This is a genomic window from Methylomicrobium lacus (assembly GCF_041897535.1).
GTDB classification, from domain to species: Bacteria; Pseudomonadota; Gammaproteobacteria; order Methylococcales; family Methylomonadaceae; genus Methylomicrobium; species Methylomicrobium lacus_A.
This window is the reverse complement of record NZ_CP169217.1, coordinates 2957589-2973074: the sequence shown is the minus strand read 5'-3', so window position 1 is coordinate 2973074 and position 15486 is coordinate 2957589. Positions and strand designations below refer to the sequence as shown.

At 51.5% G+C, this 15486-nt stretch carries 9 protein-coding genes; 1 reads left to right on the top strand and 8 read right to left on the bottom strand.

The window, feature by feature from the left end:
• Window positions 1–130 precede the first annotated feature (130 nt).
• Entirely contained in the window at window positions 131–772 is a 642-nt protein-coding gene (locus tag ACEPPP_RS13090) for an SCO family protein (protein WP_374087366.1), read from the top strand.
• Window positions 773–829: 57 nt separating this feature from the next.
• Here ACEPPP_RS13090 and ACEPPP_RS13085 read toward each other — a convergent pair whose 3' ends face one another.
• The 8 genes from ACEPPP_RS13085 to ACEPPP_RS13050 form a co-directional block, all read right to left on the bottom strand.
• Window positions 830–1828 (bottom strand): SCO family protein, encoded by a 999-nt coding sequence (locus tag ACEPPP_RS13085; RefSeq protein ID WP_374087364.1) that lies wholly within the window; start codon window positions 1826–1828, stop codon window positions 830–832.
• Between the two features lie 15 nt (window positions 1829–1843).
• Window positions 1844–4405: a multicopper oxidase domain-containing protein gene (locus tag ACEPPP_RS13080; protein ID WP_374087362.1), complete on the bottom strand. Its 2562-nt coding sequence runs from the start codon at window positions 4403–4405 to the stop codon at window positions 1844–1846.
• Window positions 4406–4920: 515 nt separating this feature from the next.
• The gene (locus ACEPPP_RS13075) at window positions 4921–5232 is read right to left on the bottom strand and encodes a hypothetical protein (protein WP_374087360.1); all 312 of its coding nucleotides are present in this window, start codon (window positions 5230–5232) and stop codon (window positions 4921–4923) included.
• A gap of 79 nt (window positions 5233–5311) precedes the next feature.
• Window positions 5312–6160: a hypothetical protein gene (locus tag ACEPPP_RS13070; protein ID WP_374087359.1), complete on the bottom strand. Its 849-nt coding sequence runs from the start codon at window positions 6158–6160 to the stop codon at window positions 5312–5314.
• Between the two features lie 139 nt (window positions 6161–6299).
• A complete protein-coding gene (locus ACEPPP_RS13065) occupies window positions 6300–11627 on the bottom strand; it encodes a choice-of-anchor D domain-containing protein (RefSeq protein ID WP_374087357.1) in 5328 nt (1775 codons plus the stop codon).
• 586 nt (window positions 11628–12213) lie between these two features.
• Window positions 12214–12447: a response regulator gene (locus ACEPPP_RS13060; RefSeq protein WP_374087355.1), complete on the bottom strand. Its 234-nt coding sequence runs from the start codon at window positions 12445–12447 to the stop codon at window positions 12214–12216.
• 943 nt (window positions 12448–13390) lie between these two features.
• Window positions 13391–14053, bottom strand: coding sequence for a response regulator (locus ACEPPP_RS13055; protein WP_374087353.1), 663 nt, complete (start codon window positions 14051–14053; stop codon window positions 13391–13393).
• A gap of 309 nt (window positions 14054–14362) precedes the next feature.
• The gene (locus ACEPPP_RS13050; protein WP_374087351.1) at window positions 14363–15043 is read right to left on the bottom strand and encodes a LuxR C-terminal-related transcriptional regulator; all 681 of its coding nucleotides are present in this window, start codon (window positions 15041–15043) and stop codon (window positions 14363–14365) included.
• Between the last annotated feature and the right edge of the window lie 443 nt (window positions 15044–15486).

The window sequence follows — 15486 nt, the reverse complement described above, 5'->3', positions numbered from 1 at the left end:
TTGATTACTATTTAAAACCGTAGGACCGTTGAAGTTCGTCTTTCAATATTTCGTTTAAACAACAGCCCATTTTGAGTTTCCGCGCTATCCGCCCGGAAATCGCCGCCGTTCAGTTTTAGGAATCAGCGCCATGATTATTGAACTCACCCACAAAGCCATCATCGTAATCTTGGCTTCCGGCATCCTGACGGTCCTCTTGCCAAGTGTGCCGCCGGTAGCTACCTCGGTGGCCATGCCTGCCGTTCAACTGCCGGATGCCGAACTGCTGGATCAGCACGGCACCTCGGTCCGCCTTGCCCGCGATGTCGTAGGTGACCGGATCATCGCCCTCAGCTTCATTTATACCGATTGCCATACGGCCTGCCCGGTCTCCTTGGCCATGTTCTCCGAGCTGCAAAGCCGGCTGGGAGAAAAACAGGCCCGGGACGTGCGCATCGTATCGCTGAGCATCAACCCGGCGGTGGATTCACCGGCTCGCCTGAAAGCCTATGCGGAGCATTTCCATGCCAAACCCGGATGGATCTGGCTGACCGGCAAGAAAGCCCAAATCGACGCCTTATTGAAGGAGCTAGGCATCTATACGAACGATCACGCCAGCCATGCGTCGGTCATTCTTGTCGGCGATCCGATCTTCGGTGAATGGCGGCGCTTTAACAATTTCTCCAATCCGGAGGCTATCGCCGCAAAAATCGATGAACTGCTCGATGCTCGCGATGAATTGCTGGTCGCTCGCGATGCCAGCCCCCGAGAACGGATAAGCGCTTCACATTAAGATACATTAGACAGCGGCAAGGCATAAATTTCTCAAGTCAGGTCTAATGCGTAAGATTTAATTTCCAGTACCTGCTTTTCCGGCCACAGCGATAGCACTTCCGCCATGCTTAACCGAATCCGAAGCGGCCATATAGGTGATCAGAGCTGCTACATCGTCGTCGCTGAGCCTCAGATTCGGCATCTTCAGTCTGTTGTAACGCTCAAACAATTGCGTCGCGATCGGGTCCTTTTCCGCCAGCATCTGATCCGGGGCCTTCAGCCAGCGTGCCAGCCAGGCGCGATCCCGCGTCTCGGTCACGCCGGCTAGCCCTGGCCCCAGTCCGTCTTCTGCACCCAGGCTATGGCAGCCATCGCAACGCGAACGATAGAGATCCTCACCCCGGCTCCTGTTGGGGAGGCGTGGCGCTTCGGCATAACTCGTTGGATTCGACTTGGCTACGGGCATGCGCTGGAGCGAATACCCGAGCAATCGAGCCAAAACCTTCGGCTCGTCAAAGGGCGAGCGTTTGATCCATTTCCCGGTGGCCTCGTTGCCGACGATGAGGCTGATGTTGTGATTCTGCGTTTTCTCGCCTGCCGGCTCTTCACTGTATAACCCCAGTTTCTTGCGCAGAAGCGTGATATCCGCCTTATTCCCGGTCAAGAATGTCCACCCTGGCCCTACCCTGAACCTCCCGGAATATTCCTTAAGCACCGCCGGCGTATCGTGCTCGGGATCCAGGGTGATCGAATAAAAGAAGACATCGCGGCCTACGCGCTCACCCAGCGCCTTTTGAACCTGGCGCAAGCTGGCCGTTTCTGTAGGGCAGGCATCCGGGCAATGCGTGAAAATGAAGTTGATCGCCACCACCTTACCCTTGATCAGATCATCATAGAAGCGGACTGTTTTCCCCTCCTGCGTCACCAGAGCAATATTCGGAAAATAGTCCCCGTTCCAGCGCGAGCCGGCAGGAGCGGCCACAACCGGGCCGCTCCCGAGAATCGAAGCGATGCAGACGAATAAAAGGAGAGTCGCCATTACCCTCGAATATTCTGCGGCATGCTGCATTTTCATCGCCTCCTCCAGGCCTCAGGGCAATAATTGGCAGTCGGCAAGCGGGCTATCGCATCCGTCCTTATAGGTCGGCAAAACATTTGAGCTTTCATATGAGACGCCATCCCATCCAGAAACAGGCGTAGGCAGCACTATGGGGTTAAGTGGGTCTTGAATATCCCAGCGCATCAGCATGGCCTTATCCTCGTGTTGCGTGTTGTGGCAGTGTTCCATGTAAGTCCCGGCGAATTCCCTGAAGCGTATAGCCATCTCGACACTGTCTGTCGCATCCGTTAGAGGACCGATACGATAGACGTCCTTGCGCGCCCATTTTTCCCATATCGGTGGCGCCTTACCGCCACGCTTCAGAATTTGTCCTTCTTCGAAATGCACATGCACGGGATGGCTCCAACCACTGCCGCCATTCACGATATGCCAGATCTCGGCGGCCCCCCCGGTCGGGGCGGCCGACAACCGATGCGGATCCATGTTGAGCCCTTGTCCGCCGTCGGTCTTGATGGTCCAGGGCTGTGTGTCGGTACCGTTGCTTCGCCCGAACTCGAATTTCCTATGTATCGCATTCTGGAGTTCATCCGCAGTAAAAGTGGGCAGCGGGATCATCTGCAAGCCTCCTTCGGCATAATCGGCCGGATTCATGCTGTAGTCCGGGCAGCTGACGGGACGCCCTCTCTGCACGCATGAGTGCACGCGGAATTCGAGGAACTTGCCTACGCCCGGATCGCCATTGATGCCGTCGGCCTGGTATACGCCGCTCACGACATCCTCGAGGGGTATCGCCTGTTTCGGACCTCTACCGTTGTCGTGCTCCAGCAGGTTGACGAAGTAGAGCTTGTCGCCGTCCTTGAAGTTTTTGAAGTCCACCACGAGGTCGTAACGCTCAGCAATTCCTTGTGATGGCAGATCGGCGGACTCGGCATTAGGGAACGGCACCGTATGCTCCATCAGATTGCCATCATTGGCGATCATATGAAACGGTACGCGCTGGCCCTGCTGATTGACCAGGGCAATCTTGAAGTAACGCGAAACACTGCCGTTCAAGATGCGGAAGCGGTAACGGCGTGCGCGTACATCGAGATACGGCTTCCACTGCCAGTTGACTGTGACCCGATCGCCGAGAAAGCCGTCCGTATTGAAAATATTGAAGAAGAGCTGGCCGTCTTGATCCCACGCTTTGTCGGCAATTATCAGGTTGACGTCGTAGTCGCGGTTGCCCCAATCAAGGGCTGTGCCGCTGGGGAGACATAGGTTTATGTTTTTGCCTGGATTGGCGTAGTGGCAGCCATAGCCGGGTTTTTTCGCATCGCCTCTCGCTTCTATCGCATTCGCCGCTTCCCGGCCTCGATCCACGGCGCTGTAATAGTTCATCATGGCCGCGTTGCCCTTGTAAACATTCTGCGCGGTGAAGTCGAGTTTATGGTCATGGAACCAATGCGTGCTCATCGTCTCGCGCCAGTCACCCGGAATCTTGATAATACCGCCGTTGCCATCCGGCGTACCGGCCGCCGGCACACCGGCCAAGGCATTGATACTGTCGTGCCCGGCGAGAATCATCGGCCAATTATAGTCATAGAACTCGCCCGGATAGAACCAAGAAGCCGTGTAACCGTCGCTCTCGGCCGGATTGTGGCCGTTATGCTCGTGGGTGCTGATCTCCTTGCTTCCAAAACCATGGTTCGCCACATCATCTATAGGGAGCGCATTGTAATGGCGGAATAATATAGATTCTCCGTAGCGCGCCATCAGCAACTTGGGAGGAAAGGTGCCGTCGAAGGTCCAGACGGTATCCGGCCGCTGGACGGGCAGCATGGGGTGGAGTTTGGCCTCGATGCCCTTCGTGGTTCCGCTGATATGGTAGAGTCCTCCGCTAGCGAATTCCCCTTTGCTGTAGCCGTGCCTCTGGTACAGATCGCGCAGGCCCAGGTTCTTGCGGGCACCGGTCTGTGCACTCTGGAAATAGACTTTGGGATAGATATATTTCCTATCATTAACTCCCGTCCACCGCTGATGGGCAAACCACACACCCGGCGGCCGGCCCTCCAAAACGGTTCTCGGGAATGGGCCCGCACATTCCTTAACTTTTGCATCCCAGGCATTCGGCAATAGCTCATTCGCGGCTTCGGTAGGAAGCGGATGAAGAGGCTCTCTAATGAAATTATCGAGGTCCTGCCCATTGGGTAGACTCTGGCAATCCAAAGGTGCAGGCAACGTGCTGGTATTCGAAGGCGGGCTCGTCGGCATTGCCTGCAGACCGAACTCCTCGAACATCAAGAGTGGAGCGGTAAAAGCCGTGGCGCATTGACCGTTGATGCACAATGGGCTGGGTACTGCAGCCGGGGGAATATCGGTAACCCCCGTGGGGATATTGAATGCCGCATAAACCGGCCTGGCAGCAATCATACCGAGGATGCAGGCCATAATAACTACTTTGCTCAGTTGATTGCTTGAACATTCGAAAGCATCTTTCGATCCGATCGGACGGCTGCAGTTCGCAGGTGTATTCGGTATAACAAGGTAATACCCTGCCCCAACGGTTCCGTGTTCGGCTAAGTTCATCCTGTGATTAATTTTGTTCAACATGATATACCTCCATTTAACTTTTATAAAATGGAATAAGAAAACCCACCTAGGTAGGCCTTTAACGGTATCCTACTCAGGGTCCTCATTATTTATTTGCGTCAGCAGGAGGGACTCATCCATCATTTTAAGATTGATCTAGAACCGGCCGACAAAACCCCCTCATGAGTTATCCTAATAATTCAGACTACTTAAAAGCACAGATTGCATATTTTTTGATATTCGGCATTTTATCAAATAAAAAACTTTACATATTAGCCATCTAATTACCGACTTCCCATTTTCAAAATATGCAAAACATAAAAAACACGAACCCTATTATTTTATATACTAATAACCAACTCAGCATAATCAGTACGGGCACTTATAATTAGTTCTGGTTAGATTAGTGCTCAGCATAAAACAAGACCACAGCCGCAGTACACAGCAAGCCAAGGCGCGCACAAAACAGGAGGCGAGGCAATATAGAAATGACCTTAGAAGCAAATTCTTCTAAGGTCTTTGATCATCTAATACTGCTACGGTTTAACACCCTCCCCCGAGCAACTTTGAAAAGTATTTATTGCAGCAATTAGAGTTCTATAATGAGCCTGAAAAGCACCTTGCACACAGTTTTGAACAACTGCCCCCGCAGGACGGTTCACGTAGCATTTATCTAACGCTGCTGACAGGGTTTGGCCAGAAGCCGTGGCTGTTTGCATATAAGTATTAGTACAAGCTGACGGAGCAGGAGCGGTGGCGGTAAAAGCCAAGCTACTCAAGCTTGAGATAGCGATAAGCACGACTCCGGCAACAAGGGTTCGCACCGTAATTTTTGATGAAATATTCATGATATGGTCCTCTTCATTAAAAAGTTTTTAATGGGGTTTAAGCGTCAATGCATTCGTCTCTGCAGGTCGGATAGATATCCTATTTATGCCTTTGCGAAAATTCCTGGCGCGCTGCTTTTGTCAATATGTTGTAAGCATCTTTTATGCTCTCACGTGCAGTTAATAACAAAAGCTCCTTCCCTTTCATTAGCTTTTCTTTCTCAGCTTCTGTTGAAGCGCTTGTAGCGGCGTCAAATTTCTCTTTTGCAGAATCTACATCCTGTTTTGCAGAAGCAATCTTTTTGCCATACAGAGAAAGCAGTTCTTCATGAACCCTAGTGTCTTTTCCGGATGCCTTAAGGAGATCTATACGTTTCTGAATACTTGAAGAATGTTCATCCGCATCCGATATCAGCTGATTTTCCTTTGCCGCAACGATCTGCCTTTCTGCGCGCTCCACACTGAGCCTGCTTTTTATCCATTCAGCCTTGATTTTATCGGCGACATTTTTGATGTCCTGCTTTGTTGCGCTCTTATTGATCTCTGTTTTGAATGCCTTGAACATGTCAATTTTGGCATCAAGCTCGGCAACCAGGCTTTTTCTTTCTGAATCGCTCAAGGTCGTCATATCGTTTACTCGGGTTCTGAAAGGCCCGAGCTGCTTCAGGCGATTGTTAACCTGGGTTAAAAGATAATTTTTCCCTCTAACCACCATCACTTCCATGGTATCGAGACGGTCCTTTTCTTTGCCGAAAGCCTTTCCCGCTCTGAAGCTGTCGGCTTTTGGGGTTATATATTGCTCGTCTGCCGCCGGGTTCTTCTCCTTGACTGCCTGTATTTTTGCAAGAGACGCGTTTTTTTCGGAAACATTGCCTACAAATGAAGGCGCAAGGATGGCCAGAACGAAAATAATGGCTATAAGAGATAATGCTATTGAGAAGGTTTTCATAAAAATATCCCACGTTCCTAAATCAAGATCGAATATCGCGGCGACCTTCGGAAGGTCGATTGCGGGAGCGGCTTGGGAGCCGTCCCGCAATCAGCCACGTAGCTAGCTACGCTACATTTCCATCATTGCCATTTTCATGTTAACGCCCCCTGCCCGTTAAGGTGCCGCTTGGGTTATTGCTGGCATTGCTCGCCATCGTCAGCGTTGCCGTATACGTCTGGACTGCCGTCGGTCTGAAAGTGACGCTGAGATTGCAGGTCCTTCCGGGATTAACCGGCGTAGTGCAGGTTCCGAGGGTGACCGAGAACGGTGCAGTCGTACTTGCAGAGGTGATAATGAGCGGGTTAGTGCCCGTATTCGTCACCCGGACGTTGCCGGTGGCAGAGGTACCGATCCGCACGCCCCCACCGCCTCCGATGGTCGCATTGGCGATGGTGGCGGTCGTTGCCGCGACGATGCCGTTGCCGCTCACCGTCACGCTGGAGGGCGATCCTGCCGCGTTGCTGGCGATGGAGACAGTGGCCGTCTTAGCGCCGGTCGAGGTCGGCCTGAACTGCACAGAGACAGTGCAGGAGCCGCCAGGGACGACAGCGGTCGTACAGTTGTTCGTGAACGAGAACTGTGTCGTCGCCCCGCTCAGGGTGACGCCGGATACGGTCAGATTGGCCGTTCCGGTATTACTGACCGTGATGGTCTGAGCCGCCGAGGTGGTGTTGATGACCTGGTCAGGGAAGGCCACGGCCAGCGAGACGGGCGCTATTGCGACAATCGGAGCAGGCGCGAGACCCGTACCGCTCACCGCGACGCTAGCAGGCGATCCTGCCGCGTTGCTGGCGATCGAAACACTGGCCGTCTTCGTACCGGTCGTGGTGGGCGCGAACTGCACATTGAAAGTGCAGGAGCCAAGAGGCGCGACGGTGGCACAGTTGATCGTGTTCGCCAGCAAGAACTGTCCCGGATCGACACCGGTCAGGGTGATGCCGGATACGACGAGGTTACTGTTGCCGGTATTGCTGACCGTAATAGACTGAGCCAGCGAGGTAGTGTTGACGACTTGGTTGCCGAAGGTCAACGCCAGCGAAGCAGGCGATATTGAAGCAACCGGAGCGATTGTACTGGCGACGCTGACAGGAGCCGCACGAACATCGCATGTTCCCTTAACGGCGCCAGGCGTCGTACAGAAGCTGAGCTGTTCGATATTCCGCAACGTGTCGGTGCCATCGACGCCCGTATTGTCTCTGACAGTCACGCTGCCATCGGCATTGCCAATGATGATGTAATTGGCCGCGGGACCCGAGAACCACGCCGTGTCGCAGTTGAGCGGAGTTGTGGCGCCGCAGTCGGCAACGGGAACGGTTGGTAGCAGGATCTCCCGCACGATCACGATGTTGCCCGGATTGACCTTGCCGGCGAACACCGCTTGTTGCAGGGTCATGCCGGTAGCGAGAGGACCAAAGTCTCCCGTAACAGCCGCGTTTTCCATCAGATCGGTGCTGCCGATTTCAGGGCCCGAGCCATTACGAACAGTGTCCACACCATTGGCGTCGTCCGTGCCATTACGAACGCTGAGCCGGACGTTCAGGTACCTGTCACCGTCGAGGATGTCATCGGCACCGCGGCCTTCCAGCGTATCGCTGCCTTCCCCGCCAAGGATGATATTACCTTCACCCCAGACCAGGCCAGTCAGCTGGCAATTGAATGATGCCGAGGCGGCAACAATCGGTGCGGACGGGATAGTTCGGATTGCCGCAGGCACCAATGCGTCAAGACCCTTGATGCGCGCCACGCCATTCGCATCCAACGCGTCGCAGCCGATGAAGCCGCCGCCATTGACCTGGCTGGGAATGATGCTGTCGCCATGCAGGATGTCGTTAAACTTCCATCCCGACATCGCTTCGACTTCGTTGAATTTATCGCGGGCAACGTTGACAGGAAGCGGCAAGCCCAGCAAAGGTATAGCCAGATCCATGTCTTGCGGCTGCGGATCACCCAGACCGATTTCCCAGTCATAGCCGGCAGCCCCGGCTACTTTCTCGACACCCGGACCGGACACGCCGATATCGTCGCCGCCTTCCATGTCGTAGTCGTCATCGCCGCCCTGGCCGATCAGGATGTCATGTCCAGGCAAGTTGTGGTCGTCGAAGAAAATGCTGGAACTGTCGCCGATCAAGAGATCAGGCTGATCGCCGCCTTCTTCCCACTCGTCGCCGCTGTCACCGAAGATGGCGTCTTCGCCCTGTCCGGCGATCGCGAAGTCATCATCGGGGCCGGCAAAGGTTTCATTGATATTGGCGCCGCCGTTGGTAAAGTCCTTGCCAGAGCCGGGAATGATGATGTCATCCCCGATACCGCCGTCGATGGCGTCGTTGCCGGGGCCCCCTTTCAGGATGTCGGCGCCGCCGAAGTCGGTGATGATGTCATCGCCGTCGCCACCGAGAGCCACATCGTCGCCGCCGCCGACCTCGATTCTATCGTCGCCGAGTCCGCCCCAGAAGGTATCGTTGTCATTGCCGCCATAGAATTGATCGGCAAAATCAGTGCCATTGTAAACGCTCTGACCGTTAATGCCGGCCGGGTCGATGTTATTGATCGCACGGTACTGGATCGTGCCATCGGCCTGAAACAACAGCAGTTGATTCTCATCGCATTCGGAGAGCGGGTCGTCATTTACCGACCCTGGACCCGTAATAGCAGCCAACGGGGGTACCAACGTCGATGATATGGGTAGTGGATCCGTACCTGGAACGTAAGGGGTATGGAGGTTTGCCAATTCGAACTTGCAATCGGCCGTCGCGAAGGGATCCGCCTTCAAGGTATGGGTATACGGATTGGTGTTGCGCATCACCAACTCGGCGAAGGAATTACCCTCGAGTTGGGTCCTGAGGTTCATGCCCGGCGTGCGGGCCAAATAGTACATGCGGTCGCCATTCTGGAGATCGGTGAGTTGCTTCTCGAACACGTAATTGAAGGTTGGACCGAGCAGGCCGCCGAACAAATTGGTGTTCTCGGCAAGACCGCCTACCCAGAGGTCGATGTCGTCAACGCCGGTTGTGGATACGCCGTTTGCATCATTCGCCCAGGCGCCCGTACTGAACATGAACGCACCACTATCGCCGGGAGGCAAGATGTCATCGCCGTCGCCAAGTATACCGTTCGGTCCAGGCAGGGTCGTGCCATTGACGATTTGATCAGCCGCCATCCGCCTGGCTTGTAAACTGCCGGCCAGGATCGGTCCGGCGCCATCTGGATCAAGTGTAGTAATACTAGGGTGTTTGCCATACGCCGCAATGAAGTTGACCAATGACACGTGGTGCTTAATATTCTGATCGAAGTCGATCCAGTTGGTGTAGGGCCGCAATTGGCCATCATTCGTCTTTGCGAAAATTTGCTTGCGGACGTTGTTCAGAGGTGGGATGCCTTCGCTGCGGGCACGCGCCATATTGATGCTGGGCAGATCAAGAGGGAGCCCCAGCAGATTGTTGCGCAGCGTGTCGGCGACGAATTCGTCGATCTCGTTGCCCGTTTGGTCAGACAGCCCCATTATGATAGAACCGGTGGCTTGTCGGGAATCGAGTGTGCCGGCGGAGCCACCCTGGTAGAACGCCGCCGGATTCAGGAAGCCAGCGAGCAGCGCAATGTCGTTATGCGAACCGTCTGCGTTTATGCGGGGAATCGTATCGGTCAGCATCGAATGGCCGAAGCGGTAGACCGCATGGGCATACTCAGCGGTGATTGCCGAGTTGAGGTCCGTCTGGTTGAAGGCGAAGGGCTGGAAGGGGTTGATCGCCGGTTGAACCTTGCGCGCGAACTCCTCGAACACCAGATGTTGATACTGCATTTCGGTGGCGAACCGTGCGGCCTGGAACAGGCGCTCCTGGAAGGTGAAAGGCTTCGGATTGTCCGCGGTGGGGGTGACGTTCTGGTAATCCGCCAATAGCGCGGCGTTCTCGGGTCGGGTCAGCACGCCATCCGTTGGATTCATGAAGTAATCGATCAGACGATCATGTTCCATATGGAAGATCTGGTGAACCGCGGTCAACGCGATGTTCTCGTTGCAGCGACCGTCACCGCAGATGAAGTGCAGGTTAAGCAGTTCGTCATCGTAGGAACCCGGTGGAGATGTTGTAGCCAAACTCGAGCCAACAACAGTGTCGGAGTCGGGAAACAGTATGCCGGGATTATTAGGATCGAAGGTTGGGGCTGCGCTGTGAGCGATATCGTTAAGGAAGGCCGTCTCGATACGGACAACATCCGCCGGGACAGGAACCGGGATGGCCGGATTGCCCTCGACGAGTCCGGTACCTCCGGTCGTCACGTACTGCGGCATTCCGCGGGCCGGACCGGGGATGAAGTTACCGTACTGGTCGGCAGCGATCATCGGGATGTTGGTTACATCCGCGTCTGAAAGTTGAAGGCCCAGTTTGGTCGCAGCCTGGGTTTTGACTGATGCCCAGGTCGCCATACCGCCATTGGCCTCCGAGAGGAACTTGCCCGTTGCAAGCGGTTTTCCAGAGGTATTGTCGTACTCACGCAAGAAAACCTGATGCGACGAATGTGAGGTATAGGTCTGGCTTTGATCTACGAACGGGGTGTCTGTGTTCGGCGCGCTACGGATACCGGTTATCGGATCGTTCTTGATCGTGCCCCGCGTCAGGACCATGAAGCGCAGTTGAGGCGCAAGGTCATCGACAGTGCCGAAGATATGGTCCGGGCCGGCGACCAGCGGATCGTCATCCTTCAACGGGACAAAGACTGTGCCGTTACCGCCGTTGGTGATCTTGTCCAGGCCGTGGTCGAAGAACTGGCCGAAGATGGTAAACAGCGAGTTGAAGGGCGGCGAGAGGCCGACATCGGTGGTCACGTTCGGGATAAACAGGGTCTGAAACTGCGGCACGCAGCCGGCGGGTAGTCCGCTGGCATCGCACGGAACCACGCCTGTGTCTCCCTGGGTTCTGGCGGGATTTCCAGCCACGAAGACAGCCGCCGGATTCGTGGAGGTCTGGTCGACAACCAGGTTACTGATTATGCGCGGCAGGGAGTCGGCAACCGCCCCGCTCGTCACCGCGTACGTAGATGGCGGTATTGCCGGAGAACCAGGGCCAAAAAAGTCCGCAGCAATCCCCTCCGTAGACCTGTTGAAATTAGGCGTGGTCAGGCGCGGAAAGACTTGGTCGGAAGCACCGAAGGTCTCCTGGCCTTTTTGCAGGTTGTTGCACGACCCATCTACGGTCCGAAGGCCGAAGGACAGGAGCGGGTCAGGGATTTGGTTAGGTCCAGAACCGACAAGTGCGCCACAAAGGTTCGTTGGTGTGGCATTCGCGGCATGGAACTCGGCGATCTTGATCTGCTGAAGGATAAACGCAAGATCGGCTGCTGTGACCGTGAACCCCGATCCGACCGATGAAGTGTTTATAGCCGCCTGCGAAGGTTCAACGCCGACATTCGTCATGGTGATGAGCACGGCCATCGGTATGGCCCGTAAGGATGCCTTACCGATTTCGGTAAGTCTGTGTTGGATTCTAGCTAACATTTCCTGATCCTCCTATCAATGAGGGATAGAGTCGCCTCCTGGATGAATCCTTGGACTTCAAACTGGGTCGTCGAAGGCGTTTCAGAATTTTTTACCGCTGCCAGAAAGTCTCCCGACAACAGCGATGCAGTTAATCTCACTATAGATTTCATGATCTCAAGCCCCTAGTAATTAAAATTTATTCTGCCAAGTCGACGAAGTCAGACAACCTTAGTCTGTGATGTCGCTCAGTAGACTTGTTAGTCATACCGACTACTTCTGCAACAGCCAACCGTTAGCAACATAATGAACTTTCGGTTTATTCATCAGATTTTTTCGTTGCGCCACTACTGTTTTGTTAAACTGATGCAAAGACTATCCACTATCTCTTTATTATTACCATAATACTAACTTAACCAGCTCGTTCTCCATCGCTGGAAACTAGCATACCACTGTCTTATTTACTAATTGACTTACCTATACTATTTTTCTCATCTATTAAGACACCCATTCATGTCCTTTAAAAAAACATGTCAGAAACATACTAATGGCCTGCGGAAATGTATTTTATAGCAGCAATAAAATGCTCCGTTGAAGCATCATTTAACAGACAACCATCGGCTCCCGCCTGGAATACCTCAGGAATGTAATTTTCCGCTTTGTTGCACGCATAAACCAGAACCTTAGAGGTATGCCAGTATTTCCTGATGTCTTCTATCACTGCCACGCCGTTCTTTTTTGGCATAACAAAACCCAGCAACACCAAATCAGGCGTCACAGAGAAATCTTTATTAAATAAGTCAATCGAATTTTTTTATTGAGCGATAATATTGAATTGAGGTTCTTTTGTTAATATGGAATAAAGCCCTACCCTCATAATCGTTTTATCCTCAACTATTGCAATATGGTACATCGTTGATTCTCCACTTATGACGATGCTTTGCAATAGATAGGCGCCCTGAGTAATTTATCAATAAACGCATATGAAGCTTATTTCATTAATCATGAGAATCCCTCTCCGCGCACTTGCCGACCGTCGAGATCGCTACGCATACTGCCACAGGAATTAACTCGCAATTGCCTTAATTCCATGCCTTAAGATTGACTCAGATCCCAAAGCAAAGCTGGCGATCTAAACCCATTTAAAGGCACCGAAAAAATACGAAATAAAGGCCGCACACCTTAGATGGCCTGGGCTTTCGCTTGTGCCCCATCTATAAATAAATTGCCGTTACAAAACAAATAACCCAGTGCTTTTATAAGGTATTTTATGATTCAAAGTAATCCGTATGCGTACTTATAAGTAGTCGCCCCATCAGTACTCGTACTTATAAGCCGTTGCAATTTTTTGTGGACTGAATAAATTATTCACTCCACAGCGAATCAGAGTGAAGGATGCAGGGATAGTTTGGTATGTTCTTATGTAGGATCACGGCCATTAAGTTAAGCGACTCATCGCAAAACTTAATCGTTGCTGAGTGGAGCCGATGCTAACGGCTTAATTTAATGGCAGTGTTTGTAGGCGTGCAAAAATCGGCACGGATATTGGGGTACCTAAAGACTGATTTTCCTACCCAAGGCTAAAACCAAGCCAAAAATAATATCTGGAGCCAAGGAAAATCACGAAAATCAATAAAGAAAGCGTGGGGAGTTCAAAGTGAAAGCGTCTAATTTAGAAAATTACAACCGCGTGTTAGTGATAAGAAATGAGACAGAATAGATCAAAGCTTTTTTTCATAAAGGTGAGTGATGCCTTCTTCTTCTGCAACTGAGATCAATTCGGCAACATTATGAACGTTCAGTTTTTTCATCAGATTGGTTCGATGCGTCTCGACTGTTTTTAAACTGATACAAAGACTATCGGCTATCTCTTTATTCTTATACCCTTCGACTATCAATTTAAGCAGCTCCCGCTCCCGCATCGTCAAAATAGTATGCAATTGATTCACCGATAACATTTTTTCCGCCTGAAGATAGCGATTCATAATCTTCGACAAAACCACATCCGAAACATAGTAATAGCCTGCCAAAGTTTTTTTCATAGCGACAATAAGTTCATCCGTTGAAGCATCCTTCAGCAGGTAGCCATCGGCCCCTGCCTGGAATGCCTTGGAAATGCTCTTGCTCGACTCATGGTACGTGTAAACCAGGATCTTAGTGCTATGCCAGCGCTTTTTGATTTCTTCTATGGCTTCCACGCCGTTCATTTTTGGCATAATCAGACCCAGTAACACCAGATCAGGCGCCGTAGGCCAGGCCTGCCGAAACAAGTCAATCGGATTTTTAGATTGAGAGATAATATCAAACCTAGGCTCTTGATTTAATACGGCATAAAGCCCTGCCCTCATAATGGTTTGATCCTCTACTATTGCAATCTTGTACATGCACTGAATCTCCATTGACGGCAATACTTTCTAGATGCATACACAGTATAAAGTTAAGAGGATATAGATTAAACAAAGCGTCATGATGCAGCTAAAATATTTGCCACGTATTATTTATACCTCTAATTGGATACTAAAAATAGTAATGGAGTTCAGTATTTTTTACAACAACTTCCATAAGGAAGGCTATTAGACTGGGTCGGACAGGTCGCCCCAGAAAAACCCTAGTTCCCAGAATTGACTTTAATGCCAACACAGATTGCAGAATCGCATGCTCACCTTTCATGTAATTCAGCCAAGAAGTCTGACTCAAACAAAGTCAGGCTGTAATTGCCATTTAGCGGAATGACTAGCAATATCTACTTCTTCGGCAACAGAAATCAGTTCGGCAACATTATGAACGTTCAGTTTTTTCATCAGATTGGTTCGGTGCGTCTCGACTGTCTTTAAACTGATACAAAGACTATCCGCTATCTCTTTATTCTTATACCCTTCGACTATCAATTTAAGCAGCTCCCGCTCCCGCGTCGTCAAAATGTTATACAATTGATTGACTGATAACATTTTTTCAGCCAGCCTATATCGACTAGCATTCTTAAACAAAACCCTATCCGAAACATAATAATGACCTACATAAAGGTTTTTTATTGCAGCAATTAAATCCTCCTGTGTAGCATCTTTCATCAGATAACCATCGGCGCCAGCCTGGAATACATCGTAAATACCCTCTCCCGCATCTTTGTATGTGTAAACCATAATCTTGGTGCTATACCAGAGTTTCTTGACTTGTGCTATCGCTGCCACGGTGTTCTTTTTGGGCATAATCAGCCCCATTAACACCAAATCAGGCGTGACAGACCAAGCTTGCTGAAACAAGTCAATCGGACTTTGGGATTGAGAGACGATATTAAACTGAGGCTCTTGAGTTAATATCGCATGAAGCCCTGTTCTAATAATCGATTTGTCCTCAACTATTGCAATCTGATACATAATTGACCTTCCATTATTACGATGTTTTGTCAATGAACTATGCGCTTTGCGCTCCCAATAGGCATTCCTCCTCTCTGCATGCGCCTCTACCCATCCTGTTTTTTGATTCTCATCTTCAAATTGGGTTTGTTACTATACCCTTGATGGCTTTCTGGAAAGCTAACTTATAGGGCACTCTCTCTAACAGGGTGTTCTTGTTGACCGGAGAGATCGCTTCGCATACTGCCGCAAGGATAAGCGGGTAAGACGGCATAGTGAATGTCCGGCCTTAAGGCATTAACAGCAATATTGTCCTGGCCCCCCTGACTTGATATTGAGCTGGATGCTACGCTGACGATAGAAACCCATTCACAGGTGCTAGGATCGCGTAGTTCGGCCTGAGTGCAGGCCGAATAAGCTATAAGATCTAGACGTTGGCTAATAGCTCCGGCATCATTGCAAAC